At 53.3% G+C, this 16,951-nt stretch carries 13 protein-coding genes and 1 other RNA gene; 4 read left to right on the forward strand and 10 right to left on the reverse strand.

Annotated elements, in window-relative coordinates; all coding sequences use genetic code 11:
• Nucleotide 1 precedes the first annotated feature (1 nt).
• From M3090_RS05545 to M3090_RS05575, 7 genes are all read right to left on the reverse strand, one after another.
• On the reverse strand, nt 2-244 hold the full coding sequence (locus M3090_RS05545; RefSeq protein WP_249054437.1) for a DUF2007-related protein: 243 nt from the start codon (nt 242-244) through the stop codon (nt 2-4).
• Nucleotides 245-437: 193 nt separating this feature from the next.
• Entirely contained in the window at nt 438-2,804 is a 2,367-nt protein-coding gene (locus tag M3090_RS05550) for a TonB-dependent receptor (RefSeq protein ID WP_249054438.1), read from the reverse strand.
• A 74-nt stretch (nt 2,805-2,878) separates the two neighbouring features.
• A complete protein-coding gene (locus M3090_RS05555; RefSeq protein ID WP_249054440.1) occupies nt 2,879-3,478 on the reverse strand; it encodes a response regulator transcription factor in 600 nt (199 codons plus the stop codon).
• Between the two features lie 13 nt (nt 3,479-3,491).
• Nucleotides 3,492-5,108, reverse strand: coding sequence for an NAD(P)/FAD-dependent oxidoreductase (locus tag M3090_RS05560; protein ID WP_249054441.1), 1,617 nt, complete (start codon nt 5,106-5,108; stop codon nt 3,492-3,494).
• Nucleotides 5,109-5,156: 48 nt separating this feature from the next.
• Complete coding sequence (locus M3090_RS05565) at nt 5,157-5,945, reverse strand: porin family protein (RefSeq protein WP_249054442.1); 789 nt, start codon at nt 5,943-5,945, stop codon at nt 5,157-5,159.
• Between the two features lie 24 nt (nt 5,946-5,969).
• On the reverse strand, nt 5,970-7,112 hold the full coding sequence (locus tag M3090_RS05570; protein WP_249054443.1) for a PCMD domain-containing protein: 1,143 nt from the start codon (nt 7,110-7,112) through the stop codon (nt 5,970-5,972).
• A gap of 86 nt (nt 7,113-7,198) precedes the next feature.
• A complete protein-coding gene (locus M3090_RS05575) occupies nt 7,199-7,624 on the reverse strand; it encodes an HU family DNA-binding protein (protein ID WP_249054445.1) in 426 nt (141 codons plus the stop codon).
• Nucleotides 7,625-7,953: 329 nt separating this feature from the next.
• Between M3090_RS05575 and M3090_RS05580 the strand changes: the two genes are divergently transcribed.
• Nucleotides 7,954-9,246, forward strand: coding sequence for a serine dehydratase subunit alpha family protein (locus M3090_RS05580; protein WP_249054447.1), 1,293 nt, complete (start codon nt 7,954-7,956; stop codon nt 9,244-9,246).
• Nucleotides 9,247-9,404: 158 nt separating this feature from the next.
• Here the strand turns inward: M3090_RS05580 and M3090_RS05585 are convergent, their stop codons facing one another.
• Entirely contained in the window at nt 9,405-9,995 is a 591-nt protein-coding gene (locus tag M3090_RS05585; protein WP_249054448.1) for a peptidylprolyl isomerase, read from the reverse strand.
• A gap of 109 nt (nt 9,996-10,104) precedes the next feature.
• On the opposite strand from M3090_RS05585, the gene rnpB reads away from it, so the two are divergent.
• Together rnpB and M3090_RS05595 are read left to right on the forward strand one after the other, a co-directional pair.
• An RNA gene (gene rnpB / locus M3090_RS05590) (RNase P RNA component class A) lies at nt 10,105-10,486 on the forward strand.
• 37 nt (nt 10,487-10,523) lie between these two features.
• Entirely contained in the window at nt 10,524-11,843 is a 1,320-nt protein-coding gene (locus M3090_RS05595; protein WP_249054449.1) for a YihY/virulence factor BrkB family protein, read from the forward strand.
• Between the two features lie 251 nt (nt 11,844-12,094).
• On the opposite strand, the gene M3090_RS05600 is transcribed toward M3090_RS05595, so the two are convergent.
• Together M3090_RS05600 and M3090_RS05605 are read right to left on the reverse strand one after the other, a co-directional pair.
• Entirely contained in the window at nt 12,095-13,864 is a 1,770-nt protein-coding gene (locus M3090_RS05600) for a bifunctional metallophosphatase/5'-nucleotidase (protein WP_249054450.1), read from the reverse strand.
• Between the two features lie 293 nt (nt 13,865-14,157).
• The gene (locus M3090_RS05605) at nt 14,158-14,658 is read right to left on the reverse strand and encodes a hypothetical protein (RefSeq protein WP_249054451.1); all 501 of its coding nucleotides are present in this window, start codon (nt 14,656-14,658) and stop codon (nt 14,158-14,160) included.
• 805 nt (nt 14,659-15,463) lie between these two features.
• On the opposite strand from M3090_RS05605, the gene M3090_RS05610 reads away from it, so the two are divergent.
• A complete protein-coding gene (locus tag M3090_RS05610; RefSeq protein ID WP_249054452.1) occupies nt 15,464-16,507 on the forward strand; it encodes a leucine-rich repeat domain-containing protein in 1,044 nt (347 codons plus the stop codon).
• Nucleotides 16,508-16,951: the final 444 nt, after the last annotated feature.

Consider the following 16,951-nt stretch of genomic DNA (forward strand, 5'->3'; position numbering starts at 1 on the left):
TTTATTCTCCCAGAGTTTGACTGCTACGTTCGCGGATGACATCCATGGCTGCTTCAAAATCAACTTCGTTGACAAGCACTTGAACGTCTATGGCTGTCTCTGGCAAGGCTACGTTTACGACTAAACCGTCTTTAATGGTCGACAAGATACCACGGTCTTTCAGCAACCCTTTCACCAATTCGGCCTCCCAAAGCGAGCCTTTGAACACTTCTACCAGTTTGCTTTTGTCTTCTGCTTCTTTCATATCCGTAAGATTTTGGAGTTAATACCCTACAAATATAGAACTTTGTTTTGGGAAAGCAGAGATTTTCGCAGAGAAAATAGCCGAATAAAAAGAAATAAGGAACAAAAGAACGCCCCATCCCAACAAAAGCAACGTTATCTCCCTTGAGAAGCAAGGCCGCCTCCCTTAAGAAACACGGCCTCATGCCGTGGGGTCAAAAACGGCACTTCAACTCAATCCCAGCCTGCATGGGACGTCCCCGTTGCATGAACTTGTTGCCCATGCTTTCGAAATAAAACGAAGCATAATCTTTGTCCAAAGCATTGCGTACCCAGAAGGCAATAGTCCCCGCACCTTTCTCCAAACTGAGACGTGCATTAAGAGTACCATAAAAAGGCTGGCTGGCACGATTGTCTTCTGTCCAATAGATACGGCCAGCGGCATTGTAATCAGCATTGAGACGAATACGTTCGAAAAGCTTATGAGGCTTTAATACGAAAACATATTCTCCACCCACGTTCAGCGTATGCCGGGGAATAAAAGGCACTACTCGACCGCGCAGATTTACAGACTCGTTGTCAGCATCTACCGTCAGATAATCCCGAAAAGTGGCACGGGTATATCCATAACCCACATTCATGGTCAAAGCATCTGTCAAACGAGCAACAACTGCAGCTTCAGCCCCCAAACTCCGGCTACGGCCTGCATTGCGGGTGACGCGTCCCATGCCATTTTCAGAAAACTGGGAAACCTGCTGGTCTCGCGTATTCATCAAGAAAATAGCCATGTCGGCCTGCAAACGATTCTCCCACCCCGTAAGATGGGCACCGGCCTCGTAACTCCAGGTATATTCAGGCCGATACAAAGCCGTGGCCTTCACATCGATATCCACCGTCGGCATCATGGCTGTTATCATGGAAGAAATCGAAGCCAACTTCTCGCTTTGTTCCATCGCACTTTTCATGCCGTTGATAAATTGAGATTGCACCAGGTCGCTAAACATCTGTATGTTGTACCCTCCCGAACGGTATCCTTTAGCCACCGTAACGTAGACATTGTTGTTCCGTTTCCACTCATACTGCACGGAAAACTTAGGAAGAAGCTGCAAATAATCGTGCGACATTTCGCCTATGAGAGAAGACAAAGCTTGCATATCCTGGTCCTCCCAACGCATAGTCCCCATAGCAAAAGAAAAGCCGAAATCTATGGGATCGGCCACCGAACGATAATCCAGCCACATCTTCTCATAATCCAGTCGCAAACCTGCGCTGAAAGAAAGTCCTTCTACCAACACATCGTTCCACGTACTCTGGTGATAGACTGCACCACTCATCTGGGGAGTGGAAAAATCACCCCCGATAAGCAACTGGTCATTGTGTATGCTTAACTCCATTTGCGGAGTTTGGGGTGAAGAAGGGAAAGCAGCATTGGCATTGTCTTCTATCAATTCCTGGATACCTTGCCGCTTAAAAAGAACCGGTGCCGAGGTTTCAAGCCACTGATAAAAGCCAAAAGCACCCGTCGTCCATTGCCAACGCTTGGAAGTAGACTTGAGAACAATTTCCTCGCTAATCGTATTAGAACGCTGTTCTTGTACCAAGGTAAATATGTCGCGAGGAGTAAAGTCTTGGTCCATGGCCATGCGGTCATTCAACCGTTGGTAACCTGTAATAAAACTGGCCGTAAAAGCAGAAGTCTGCCACTCCACATTCAAACCACCGTTCAGCAGACTCCTCCGATAGCCACTTGGGTCATTGTAGGCAATCTGCCCTACATAATCCGGTGCCTCATCTGTGGAAGAAACAGCCCCTAAATAATAATAAGGATAACCGCCTTGATCACTGTATTCATAGCTAAGGTTCAAGTCCAACTTCAGATTGTCCGAAGGCAACAACATGGCATGCAGACGTCCCCCTCCTGCATCGCTCCGGTCTATACGCTCATTGTTTTTAAAACTATTCTTGAAAAAGCCTCCACCATGCTCATAAAAGCCTCCAGCAGAGAATGCAAAACGACTGGAGATGCGATGATAATGAGTCAACGAAGCATTATAATCACCATAAGTAGCAGCTCCTAAACGAATATCCGTTCCCTGATACGTAAAAGGGGACTTGGTCTGTATCTTAATCAATCCACCCATCGTATTACGTCCATACAACATGCTTTGCGGGCCACGCAACACCTCTATCTGCTCTATATCCGCGTAATTGAAATCAAAAGCTGATTTATCAATATAAGGAATATTATCCACATAAAGCCCAACGGCAGGCGTATTGATGCGCGAACCAATGCCACGAATATAGACAGCAGTCGTCAGACGAGACCCATAATCAGGAATGAACAAATTGGGAACAACTGCAGTAAGGCTTTTAATGCCAACCACTTGCTTGGCACGCATCATCTGTTGCGACAAATGCGAAGATGCAACAGGGAGTTCTCGCAAAACACGGGTTTCTTTCGGGGTAGCCACTATGACCAATTCATCCATTTGCACAGTGCGCAAAGTATCACGCTCATCGGCCCAAAGAGGGGTCCAAACAAACAAAGTAGCCAGCAACAATAACGCTATTTTCTTCTTCATTACCTTAACATATAAAAACGGCTACAAAATAACAGCATTTCTTGTAGGCGTGCAACCCTCATTTATGAGGATTCTTATATCTGGTCAGCTTCTACATATCCGTGCATCACTGCGTAAATAGTAAGGCCGGAAACCGACTTGATACCTAATTTTTCCGTAATGTTCTTGCGGTGGCTGATAACAGTAGTCAGGCTGATGTGCAAACGCTCGGCTATCTCCTTATTTATAAAGCCACGTGCTACCAGGCACAGAACTTCTATCTCTCGTACAGACAAGTCATGCATGTCTGCCCCAAGATTTTCAACCGACATAACTTCGCTACCCGGATGGCCGCCCTGATGCCCATGACGATGCAACTGCAAAATACTTCTCGCCAAGCCATTCTCGTCCTGACAGATATTTAACGTCTTTACACCAGCCAAGCGAGGTAAGCTGTCGCTACCTGCCAAGACTATCGTTTGCGTCAAACGTTGGCGAAAGAAAGCTGTATGTTCGAAGAATATTTGTGCCGACACAAAATAATGAGCATACATATCAGGCGTATCGTCTGTCAAATCTCTGAACGAATGAAAGGTACGGATAATGGCTTGGGGGATGATTTCGCTTAACAGGTTCTGTAGCCCCAAACAGCTTAAAGTATTGGCATCGATGACTGCTATCTCAGGAATGTGCATGAGATGACATTTATTATAGGTTATCAGGCACTGAAACTCCGCAATACCTTGCAGCAGCTTCGGCACATCGCTCACCATCTATGGCAGCAGAAACGATGCCTCCGGCATATCCGGCCCCTTCGCCGCAAGGGAAAAGCCCCTGCAAACGGACGTGCTGCAAAGTGTCGCGATTACGGACAATACGCACCGGAGATGACGTTCGGGTTTCCACTCCTATCATCAACGCTTCATTGGTCAAGAAGCCACGAGCATTCCGGCCAAACAAACGGAAACCTCCTGCCAAACGGTTCACAATAAAAGGGGGCATCCAGAAATGAAGAGGAGAAGATACCAACCCGGGAGCATAAGAGCTATCTGGTAGGTCATAGCTGAGCTTTTTATGACAGAAATCACCCATACGCTGAGCTGGTGCCGTCTGTTTACGGTTGCCTTGCTGCCAGCATACATGCTCTAACTGTTCTTGGAAACGCATCATACACAATGCCGGATAGGCATCACCATCGGCAGACATTCCAGCCGCATCTATCCACAAGCTCTTATCTGCCAAATCCTCGGGACGAAGTTCTACTACCATGCCGCTGTTACTCCATTGCGAACCGCGGTTGCTGGGACTCATGCCATTTACGACAATCTGTTCCGGTCCGCTGGCGGCTGGAACCACGAAACCTCCGGGGCACATGCAGAAGCTATATACTCCCCGACCTTCCACTTGTGTGACGAAACTGTATTCGGCAGCAGGCAAATATTTGCCGCGTCCTTCTGGGCTATGATATTGAATCCGGTCTATCAAGCGGGCTGGATGTTCCAAACGCACGCCCACGGCTATGCCTTTAGGTTCTATTTCCACGTTATGCGCAGCCAGCCATCGGTAGACGTCGCGGGCAGAATGTCCTGTGGCCAAGACAACCGGGCCTAAGAAGGTTTCTCCCTGATGGGTCTCGACTCCGATGACCTTGTCTGCATCCATCAGCAGGGCATCCATTCGTGTCTGGAAATGTACTTCGCCTCCGCATTGCAAAATGGTCTTTCGGATGTTTTCAATCACCCGTGGCAACTTGTCTGTCCCGATGTGAGGATGCACATCCATCAATATGGAAGTGGGTGCCCCGTGCTGACAGAAGACGGAGAGGATTTTGTCTACATTGCCACGTTTCTTGCTGCGGGTGTATAGTTTGCCGTCGGAGTAAGCTCCTGCCCCTCCTTCACCAAAACTATAATTCGATTCCGGGTCTACACTTTGCTGCCGGCTTATCCGGGCCAGGTCTTTCTTACGCTCACGCACATCCTTGCCACGCTCCAGCAGTATTGGGCGCAGACCCAGTTCTATCAGGCGCAAGGCGGCAAACAGTCCGCCGGGCCCTGCACCTACGACGACCACCGGAGGCTTTGCCGTGACATCGGGATAGGTCGTGCGACGGTAGTCTTCGTCGGGAGGGGTTTCGTTCAAGTAGACACGCAGGGTGAGATTGACCACGACTGTCCGTTGACGGGCGTCGATGCTCCGCCGAAGGATGCGGACGGCTGTGACGGACTGCGGGTCGAGTCCTTTCTCGCGAGAGAGATGGTCGCGCAGGGCTTGCCCGTCGGCAGCGACGGGGGGAAGGACGCGCAAGGTGTATTCCTGTACCATAGGCGGGATTGCAAGGGATGCGGGTTACGTCGGTCAGGGGCAGCCTGTTTAGAAGGCGTAGCCGAAGCCTACATTAAGGTAGATGGGATACATGGCGAAAGTGATGGTCTGGAAGTCTTTCTGGAAGATGTCGTTCAGGCCCCACTGGAGGTCGGCATGGACGTTGAGGTGTCGGAAGGCACGCCAGGACACTCCGGCCTGCACGCCCCACTGGAAGGTGCGCAGGTCGTCGGAGAAGTCGTAGGGGGCGATACTTTCGCCGGAGAAGGTGACTTTGTTGCCGGTGGGGTCTCCTTCGCGCAGGTATCCGTCGAAGACGTGTCCGGAGAAGTCTCCGCTGGTCAGGAAGGAGACGTAGGGCCCGGCGGTGACGCGGAGGCGTTCGTTGGCCTTCCAGGCTGCGAGGAGGGGGATGCTGAAGTAGGAGGCGCGGAACTTGGTCTTGACCTTGCCGGTCCAGCGTCCGGACATGCGTTCGCCGCCGTCGCCGATGATTTCCATGCTGTAGTTTTTGGTGCGTGCCTCGGCTTCCATGCCTTTTGTCTCGAGGCGGAGTCCGAGGACGATGCCCCATTCTTCCTGCCGTCCCAGCCACTTGGTGATGTCTCCTCCGATGGCGATGTTGATGTTGGGCGAGTAGCCGGTGAGGGCGCGTATCTCTTTGGGGAGTGGAAGGGGTGAGGTTCCGCCGATGTTGAATCCGGCGCGGACTTCGTATTCGAGGCCGTAGAGGGCTGACTGTATGATGCCGCGGTTGCGGTCTTCCTGGGCTTGCAGGGTGTTGAGGGTGGCGGCTGCGAGGAGCAGGAGCAGGAGTATGATGTTTTTTGTCTTCATATCAAAGCTGTTTTAGGGGTTGGGTTATTCGCAGATGAGGTCTACTTCGTCGATGCAGAGGGTGCTGCCGGGTGCGCCTTCGAAGTAGGCGCCGCGTTCGCTGGAGGCGAAGACGATGGCGAGGTTGTACTGGCCGTCGTTCAGCTTGTCGGGGTCTACGGTCTTGCCGGGGCGGTAGTAGAAGGGGATGTCGAACGGGGTCCAGTCGTCGGCGGGCAGGGCTTTGTCTTCGGGTATCTGGGCGACGGAGATGACTTGGGGGTTGTCTTCGGCCAGGATGTTGGTGGCGTCGAGTATGGGGCGAGCGGCGGTGCTCTCGTACAGGACGGCGTAGATGTCGAAGCGGTCGGTGCGTCCGGGCACGGGCCGGAGCTTGTCGGGAGCCGATTTGTCGAGGACGTAGAAGGTCGCGCCGGGGGTGTATTTGTAGTAGCCGGTGAGGCGGACGGGCACGCGGTCGAAGGGCAAGCCGAACTGTGTGGCGGTGAGTGCGTTGCTGAGGGCGTCGGTGACGTCGAACGAGCCGAGGAAGAGGTTGCCGGAGGCGATGGGCATGTTGACGCGTGCGGCCAGTGAGCCGGCGTTGCGTGTCTGGAGGGTGAGGCATTTGTTGAGGTATCCTTGTTCGCCCTGGTAGGTGGGGAAGTTGAGGGGATTGGTCTCGTTAAGGTCGGCCAGTGCGTAGCCGGGGTTTCCGCTGGCCCAGTCTATCTCGGTTTCGTAGAAGACGTGGTATTTCTCGGGTGTGCCTCCGAGGCGTATGTTCTCGAAGCTGTAATGGGTGGTGGTGAGGGTGGCTGTGGTGACGCTGACGCGGTAGGTGCGTTGCCACTGTCCGTCTTGTGAGGTGACGGTGTAGGTCTGTGGCTGGCTGAAGTCGAGGGTGGTGCCGCTGGTGGGCTGCACGGTGGCACCTTCGGTCAGGGTGAGTTCGGGGGCAAGGACGGTGAGGTCGGTGCCGCGCTTGACGTAGAGGGTGATGGGATAGATGCGTGTACCGTCGGCCAGGGTAATGGCGTCGCCGAAGACGGCCTGGCGGTTCATGACGTCGCCGGGCAGGGTGATGGTTTCGATGTCTGCCTCGGTATTGAGGGCTTCGTCCTGGATGCAGGAGGCCAGCAGTCCGATGGTCAGGATGAGGCTGGCGAGGAATGTCTTTTTGTTCATAGTGTGTTGGCTTTCTTTGTTCCGGGTTAATCCGGCTGCAAAGATACGGAAAGATTTGTTACGCCGGGCACGGGCGGGCGGTTTATTTACGGCTGTCGGCGGGTGGCGGCTTCTTCTTCGATGTCGAGCCACTCGACGCCGAGGGGGACGAGGGTGCGTGCGGTGATGCTCTTGTTGGCGGCGCGGCGGGTTTCGGGGATGAAGCGTACGTGGGTGCCGCGTATCTGGCGGGCGCTGACTTCCTGGGGTGTGTCGACTCCCTGCCCCTTCATGTCGGGCGTATAGAAGAAGGTTCCCATGCCTTCCAGCTTGACGGTGCGGCCTTGGGCCATGTAGTGTGCCAGGACGCCGCCCAGCTCGGAGAGTACGGAGTAGACGTCGCCGCGGCTCAGGGAGGAGAGGCGGGCGAGCTGTTCGGCGACTTCGCGTGTGGTGACGGGACGGCCCACGGTGACGCCCTGCGGGTACCACTTGCCGTCGATGGCTTTCTTTGTTTTCTTGTAGAACGACATAAGCTGTTGTTTATCAGGGTTTGACATCATCTCCTCCCGCCCCCGTTCCTGCCTCGGCCGGCACCTTTCAGGGTCTCAGTCCGGGGGTGAGGTGGATAAAGTATCATACTTTACTATATAAGGTATCATACTTTATGTATTAAAGTATCATACTTTATCTGGAAAGGTATCATACTTTAATGGGTAAAGTATCATACTTTATACCTGCAAAGGTAGGACTAAGATGGGGAAACTCCAAGCCTTTCGGTGAAAAAGTGCGGGGGTGAGTGCATTTTTCCTGCATTTTCATTAGCTTTGCAGCCGTAATCAGACTAAAATCACTCTAAGACATGGAACCATCCCTCAGACAACAAATCCTGGCCCTGGTGCGGCGCGAAGTCGTCCCCGCCATCGGCTGTACCGAACCGATGGCCGTGGCGCTCTGCGTGGCCCGCGCCACCGAGACCCTGGGCCGCCGCCCCGAAAGCATCACCACCCGCCTCAGCGCCAACATTCTGAAGAACGCCATGGGCGTCGGCATCCCCGGCACGGGCATGATAGGCCTGCCCATCGCCATCGCCCTGGGCGCCCTCATCGGGCGGTCGGACTACGAGCTGGAGGTGCTCAAAGACTGCACGCCCCAGGCCGTGGACGAAGGCAAGCAGTTCATCGACGAGAAGCGCATCCGCATCACCCTGAAAGAAGACATCGACGAGAAGCTGTACATCGAAGCCACCTGCCGCGCGGGCCACGACGAGGCCACGGCCGTCATCAGCGGCGGACACACCCGCTTCCAGCGCATCGAGCGCAACGGACAAGTCCTGCTCGACCGCTCCGCCTCCGCCGACGCCCAGGCCGAAACCGACGCCCCCGCCCTGACCCTGCGCACCGTCTACGACTTCGCCCAAACCGCCCCGCTGGACGAAATCAGCTTCATCCTCCAGACCGCCCGCCTCAACAAAGCCGCCGCCGAAGCCTCCTTCCGCGCCGACTACGGACACGGCCTGGGCAAAATGCTGCGCGGACGCTACGAAAACGAAATCATGGGCGACAGCGTCTTCTCGCACATCCTCTCCTATACCTCCGGCGCTTGCGACGCCCGCATGGCCGGAGCCATGATACCCGTCATGAGCAACTCGGGCAGCGGCAACCAAGGCATCTCCGCCACCCTGCCCGTACTGGTCTTCGCCGAAGAAACAGGCAAGACCGAAGAACAACTCATCCGCGCCCTCATGCTCAGCCACCTGACCGTCATCTACATCAAACAAAGCCTCGGACGACTCTCCGCCCTCTGCGGCTGCGTCGTTGCCGCCACCGGCTCCAGTTGCGGCATCACCTACCTAATGGGCGGCGACTACACCCGCATCACCTATGCCGTGCAGAACATGATAGCCAACCTCACCGGCATGATATGCGACGGCGCCAAACCCAGTTGCGCCCTGAAGGTCACCACCGGCGTATCCACCGCCGTCCTCTCCGCCATCATGGCCATGGAAGGCCGCACCGTCACCTCCGTCGAAGGCATCATCGACCAAGACGTCGACCAAAGCATCCGCAACCTCACCCGCATCGGCTCGCGCGGCATGAACGAAACCGACCGCCTCGTGCTCGACATCATGACCCACAAGACAGGAAACGTCTGAATGAAGAACTAAAAATGAAAAATGAAGAATAAGGGGTGAAGCATGAAGCCCCTGCCCGGCCCACCAAGCCCGGAAAGCACAAAAAAAGGATGAAGAACCCGTCGGCCCCTCCGGCCTCACAGATTCTTCATCCTTCTTCATTCAGTCCTTCGTCGGCACTACTTTCCGCAGCAACCGTCGCCGCAGCCCTGGCCGTCGTCACATCCGCCGCCGCAGCCACCGCAACCACCGTTGCAGCCACCGCCGCACCCGCCGCCGGCCATCGCACTGGCAATATGCGCCACCTCCTCGGCCGTAGCCGGGCGGCTGCACACCACATGCCCCGTAAACTGCAAATCACAACCCGCCAACGGATGGTTCATGTCCATCACCACCACGTCATCCTTCACCTCCACCACGCTGCCGTTCACACGCTGCCCCTCGGCCGTCATCAGCGGCACAATGGCATCGGGCACGATATGCTCGTCGTCAAACTTCCCGTCCACCAGGAAGATACCCTTCGGCAACTCGATGACATGCTCCTCATCATACTCCCCATAAGCCTCGGCACACGGGATGGTAAAGTCGAACTCGTCACCTTCCTCCAAGTCTTTCACCGCGTTCTCAAACGCCTCCAGCGTCAGTCCCATGCCCGTGATGAAGGGGAAAGGATTATCCACCGTGGCTTCCTCGCCAAACTCTTTCTCGCCGTCTTCCAGCATATACATCTTATAGGCCACAGTAATGTACTTATTCTCTGTCTGTTCCATACACATCTTTTATGAAATGAATACTCGGTTTTCTATCGCCCGGCAAAGATACGAAATATCGACAAAACTTTGCCACGATGTTTTGTTTTTGTATCTTTGCCGCCACGAAGCAGCCGGCCTGCCTGCCGCTTGCACCATCTATGAAGTGCAGGAGGAAAGTCCGGGCAACACAGAGCATCCCACTTCCTAACAGAAAGCTGTCCGCGAGGGTGGAGTAACGCAGAAGAAAACAACCGCCTCCCGCCACCGGCCGCAAGACCGGGGGAGGCAAGGGTGAGAAGGCGGGGTAAGAGCCCACCAGCCTTGTGGCGACACAAGGGCTGTGCGTCTTGGGAGTTGTAAGGTCATGTAAACCGGCGCCAAGAGAGTTGCTCGCTCCATGTCGGAGGGTAGACCGCTAAAGCCGTATGGCGACATACGGACGAGATAAATGGCAGGCACCCCGCCCCACGGGCGGGGCACAGAACCCGGCTTACAGGCCGACTGCTTCGTTTTTCGCTGTGGACTCTTTAATAAGAATATAAGAAGATGAGCAAACGCATAGCCGCACTCTGGAAGTTCCTGACCGACGACATCTGGCGTATCACGGAGGATGAGGTCACGAAGACGACCTTTTCGGCCTACAACATTATCAAAAGCATCTACCTCTGCATCAACCGCTTCACGCAGGACCGACTGGCCAACAAGGCCGCGGCGCTGACGTACAGCACCCTGCTGGCCATCGTGCCGATACTGGCCATCGTATTTGCCATCGCCCGCGGTTTCGGCTTCGACGACCTCATACGAAGCCAGATTACGGCTACGTTCGGAGGGCAGACGGAGGCGGTGGAAGTCATCTTACAGTTTGTCAACTCTTATCTGTCGGAGACAAAGAGCGGGGTGTTCATCGGAGTGGGACTCATCTTGCTGCTCTGGACGGTGCTCAACCTGGTGAACAACATGGAAATCACATTCAACCGCATCTGGCAGGTGAAGAAGCCGCGCAACATGTACCGCCGCATCACAGACTACTCGTCGATGCTGCTGTTGCTGCCCATCCTGCTGGTCGTATCGGGCGGCTTGTCCATCTACATGAGCACGGCGTTGAAATATGTAGAGGACTACGCACTGCTGGCACCACTGGGCAAATTCATGATACGGCTCATCCCCTTTGCGTTGACTTGGTTCATGTTCACGGGGCTGTACATCTTCATGCCCAACACAAAGGTGAAGTTCCGACACGCACTGGTAGCGGGCATCCTGGCGGGGTCGGCGCACCAAGCGTTCCAGTTCCTCTACATCAGCGGGCAACTGTGGGTATCGCGCTACAATGCCATCTACGGCAGTTTCGCAGCCCTGCCCATGTTCCTGCTGTGGCTGCAAATCTCGTGGACCATCTGCCTGTTTGGCGCCCAACTGACGTATGCCACGCAGAACATCGGCAATTTCAGTTTCGACAAGGATACGAGAAACATCAGCTACCGTTACCGGGAATTTGTCTCCATCCTCATCCTGTCGCTCATCACCAAACGGTTCGCACAAGGCGAACCGCCCTACACGGCGGAAGCCATATCGGAGCAGAGCCAGATACCCATCCAACTGGTGCACCGCACGCTGTACGAGTTGCAGGAGATACGCCTCATCCACGAAGTGTCGGGCGACGAGAAGGGTGAGGAAACGGCCTATCAGCCGTCGATGGACATCAACCGCCTGAACGTGGCCGTGCTGCTGGACAGACTGGACACGCACGGGTCAGAGGACTTCAAGATTGACCGGGAGAAAGCCTTTGGTGACGAGTGGGCGGTGCTGATGCGGGCAAAGGAGGAATACTATAAGAGTACGGCTAACGTGCTGCTGAAAGACCTTTGAGGATGGCGAACACGACCGAATGACCGGGGCTAGCCTGACCGGAAGACCGAAGTAAATAAGACGAAGGGGGTGTATCATAATGACAAACAGCTATCATTCTGTCATGTTGAGCGGAGCGAAGCGAAGTCGAAACATCTCACTTAACCAATCTTGAGATTCCTCGGCTACGCTCGGAATGACAGAATGATAGGTAATCTCTATTTTGATACACCCTCCTTTCAATACGGCCCCAAACGGCTCTGTGGCGTCAGTCAGTGCGGCATTTCGGTGCCGAACAAGAGGAAGTAATCGCGCTCGGCAGCCTGCCGGGTCCACGCCTCCGGCAAAAACCGCCATTGCTCCAGGCTGCGAGGCTCTACCACGCCCTGCCGCTCAATGTAGCGCATTAGGTAGTAACGCAAATCCTTGTCCGTCGAGAAGAGGATGCGCTCCTTCAGCTCCTCTTGCGGGATGCCTGCCCCACGTGTCAAGAGTTCGCCGCCTCCGTTGCCACGGTATGAATTGACTGCCACGCGGTACCTCTTCTCCTCGTCAAAAGGCGTGCCGTCTGCCATGCTGATGATGCGTACCTTCTGCCCCTCTGGCTGGGTGACATCCACAGTATAGATGATGCCCGCCGCTGAGTCGAAGTTGAAGCTCGGATTGCGGAAGAAAGCCCGTTCTTCAGCCCCTCCGGCCTCTTCCCTGCCCTTCGCCTCGCGCAACAGCAACAGGTGGTCGTCGGCCGACTGCATACGGTTGGTCCACAGCGCATACGACATCTCCAATGCCCGACGCACCTCGCCCCCCGTAAGCGACATGGTGTAGAGCATGTTCTCATACTTGTACAGGCTGAACATGTCGCTTACGAAGACATCCCCCGCCTCAATCCGCGCGTCGAACGACAACGGCGCCGCCAGCGAAATCTCCGCCTTCCCAATCTCCAACTGCAACCGGTGAATCAGGTCGACAAACGCCGACGGCCCGAAATAAGCTGGACGCGTAGAAATGGTCTGCGTCAGCCGACCGATGCGCTTCGACACGAAAGCCCGGACACTGTCATACTGCCCGGCAAACCTCGCCATGAACTCGGCATCCGGCTCCAAAGCATCCACACGGCTCAGCTTCCCTTTCACCTGCTTGGCCACTACCTCGCCGTCGCCATTCAGCGTCAACGTCAACTCCACATCACCTACCATCATCGCACCATTGGCAGGATTCACCACCAGTACCGAATCACCCTCGGCACCAGCCACCTTGAAGCAAGCCCTCGCATGGTCATGCCCAATCAAAGCCACATCGAAACCCGGCACCCGCTGCACCACCTCGATCGAGGCATTATCTCTATACCTGCCCCCCATCGTCACGGCCTTCCGCCCGGCATGAAACAAGCCGACAACCACGTCCGGCTGCTCACGCTCACGAATCACAGGCATCCACTCCCGCGCAGCCTTCTCCATATCCTCAAAGCGCAACCCCGGCCACAAATTCTCCGAAAGCCAAACCGGGATGGCCGGTGTAACCATACCCAACACAACCACCTTCACCCCGTCGCGTTCCAGCACCACATAAGGCGGACAATGCGTCCGTCCCGTACCCGTCTCCACGATATTAGCTCCCAGCACCGGAAAGCGGCAATCCTCCATCCAACGATCAAACACCCTACGTCCCGTCTCAATGTCATGGTTACCCATATTCCCGGCATCATACCCCATGAAATTCAGCATCTCCGCCGTCAAATGAGGCGACACCGTATCTATATAATTGTAATAATAAGCCGAAGGCTGTCCCTGAAGAATATCCCCATTGTCTAACAGAATCACATTCTCCCCATACTTCTCCCGTTCCTGCCTCACAAACGTCTGCACCCGGGCTAAACTTCCTGCGGCCGGCTCCTGCCGGATAAAATCATACGGATAAAAGTTGCCATGCACATCCGAAGTCTCTATCAGCTTCAACCTCACGACCCTGTCTTGCGCTAACACACACCTACACAAGCACAGGCATAAGCACAATATACCTACCCAACGCAATCTATTCATACCTTTTTCTTTATTGTTATTTTAATGTCTGCAAATCAGAATTATGTTGTCAGCTTGAATTCCTCCAAGCCACTTCACTCAAACAAAGCACTTTGAATAAAATTAGTTGAATAAACAATTACAAATTTCTTATACATTCAGTAGTTTCTCCTATATTTAACCGACGAAACAAATTATATGAGCCCCCCTTTCCCTCCTCCAAAAATTGAAAAATTCTGCATCTTTCAAATACAAAAAAATTATTGATACAAATATAAAACAAAAAAGTGAAAACAACAAATTATTACAGCTACTTACAAAAAAGGCTGTATGAAATTTTTCTCACTGTGATTGCGGTCGAAGCTCAACACATCGAACATGATTTTCACCACGACACGCGAACAGGCCATCAATGCAAAACTACATACATAGGAAACGAACAATACGCTGAAAGGAAGGAACATCGGATGCAGGCGATGCTCGAACAAGACTATAAAAACGGCCAAAAGCCCGTAGGAGACTGTCAGAGCCACAAAGATGCGCATCACATCGACAAACGATGAGAAACGCAAGACATTGGAATAGGTACGGAAAGCATGGAAAAAGAACAGATTGACCAATGCCACCGTCAGAATACTGCGCCCGATTACAGATGAGTATTGGCTGATTGTCTGCCAGTCATAGCGCAACAAATAACTGCCAAAAACAGATATGGCTATAATCAGAAGATCTATTAACAAGATGCTCCATACCGGCAGGACTTTCGATGAAATGAAGCGACGGAAATAGCGTCCGCGAGTTGATAACTTGTACATATTTTTTAAGATTTACAATAGCGTAGATAGAGGTATGACAAGTGGTTGGCCTAATATGACCTATCGCCAACCGACAGTGATTGACGACCAGGAACCATGTTGAACGAATAAAATGGACAGCAACTTATGCTGCCAGCGACCCACCATAATCAATAGATGTACTTAAGTAGTTGTTGATATTTAGTTTATATGATGTGTATCTGTCATGTTGAGAGTAGCGCAGCGAAGTCGAAACATCTCCCGATAGACACGATTCCTTTGGGCAGTGCATGTAGTGAGATTCTTCGACTACGCTTCAACCCCCTCTTTGCTCCCCCGTTTGTCGGGGGAGAACAACGCTCAGAATGACAGATACCTCATTCCCATTATAGTATAAACTAATTATGAATATCTACTTATCAGAAAAAAGACAAAGGCAAGCCAGATTTTCCCGTGTTACAAGAGACATGAAAAAGAAGAACAAAACTACATCCTTACGTACGTACATAAAAAAATCCCCTTCCCCTGCCCCATATACAACATCCGGGAACAGGAAACGGAGAATGGCACACAAAGGATATAGTCTGTCCATTCCTTTACCGTACAAGAACTTAAGCGTTCACGAGAAAACAGAACGGCCTACCATAACGCCCGCAAAGATACGCCAAACGGCCTAATTGGCAAAATTTTTTCACACTTTATTCGCCGAATGTTTCCGGGCAAGCGCCCGGGGATATACCATAAAATAATCCTAAAAGAGAAGAGGTGTATCGGCATTTACAAGGATTATTTGTACTTTTGAGGCAACCAAAAAACAGACTGCACTATGATACAAAACAGACTCTGGCTGTTGCTGCTGGCCTTTTGTGCAGCAATGGCCCTTCATGCACAAAGAAACAGAAACGTCTACGTGCCGAAAGCCGGGACCTTGTCGGAAATGATTCCCCATGCAGAAAACGATTCTATCACCAGCCTGCGATTGCAGGGAAAGCTGAATGCCACGGATTTCCGCTACCTGCGTGACAGTCTCCCCAAGCTACGCCTGCTCGACCTGTCGAAAGCTACCATCGGATTTTATGCCGGAAAGAACGGCACGTGGAACGGATTTCATGTCTATACGGCCAATGTGCTGCCCGCATACGCTTTTTGCCAGCAGATGGAAGACAGCACATTTCAGGGGAAAGAAAGCCTGCACCATGTCATCCTGCCCCAAGGGGTGAAGATGGTGGACCGCGCCGCTTTCAAGGGATGCTCGCATCTGCACATCTGCCAGTTGAGGAGGCACAAGGCTCCACGCCTGCAACCCGAGGCCCTGGCGGACAGTGTGACCTCCATCTTCGTGCCCGAAGGCAGTGGCGACACTTACCGCAGCAACGAAGAATGGAAGAAATTTGCCATTGCCGAAGGCAAGCCCTTGTCTGCCTACATACGCATCACCCGGTTGGGCAGCCTGGCCAGTGAATTGCAAAGGAAGGGGAAACAGCCCAAGGACATCCATTTCCTGGTGATAGAAGGCAAGCTGGACGAAGCAGATTTCACCCTCATCCGCGACTATATGCCCAACCTGATGTCCATCGACATGCGGCGGACCAACGCAACGGCCATCCCGGAATATACTTTCACCCAGAAGAAGAACCTGCTGCGGGTCATCTTGCCCCAAAACCTGAAGAGCATCGGCCAGCGGGCTTTCAGCGGATGCACCCGGATGTGCGACAACCTGATACTTCCTCCTTCGGTAACGGCCATCGAGTTTGGCGCGTTCATGGGATGCGAGAACCTGAGAAGCGTAATCGTCACCGGCAACAACCTGACGACGCTGGGCGAACAACTGTTTGGAGAGGGAAAGGGGAAGCTGGTGTATGCCCCGTAATTGAACGACCCCGTTAAAAGAACGTTTACCCACCCGGGTAAAAGAGCGTTTACCCACCCGGGTAAAAGAGCGTTTACCCACCCGGGTAAAAGGACGTTTACCCACCCGGGTAAAAGAGCGTTTACCCACCCGGGTAAAAGGACGTTTACCCACCCGGGTAAAAGAACATGAGGGAGGGTGTATCAAAATGCAGGGTAGTATCTCAATTCTCCTCCCCGGAGGAGGTTGCTCTCCCCCGAAAACGGGGGAGTCGGAGGGGGTAAGTACCCGAAGGGGGAGGTGGTAGCGAAGTATAATCAACTTATATATAAAGCTTTATTTTACCTACCACCCCGTCCGTTGGGCACCCCTCCTCCCCAGAGGAGGGGAAATGGATACCTATTTTGATACACCTCCAGATAACGCTGATTAGATGGATTCTCACAGATTTCTTCAGCAATATAT

The sequence above is a fragment of the Bacteroides sp. ET71 genome (assembly GCF_023336905.1).
Classification (GTDB): Bacteria; Bacteroidota; Bacteroidia; order Bacteroidales; family Bacteroidaceae; genus Bacteroides.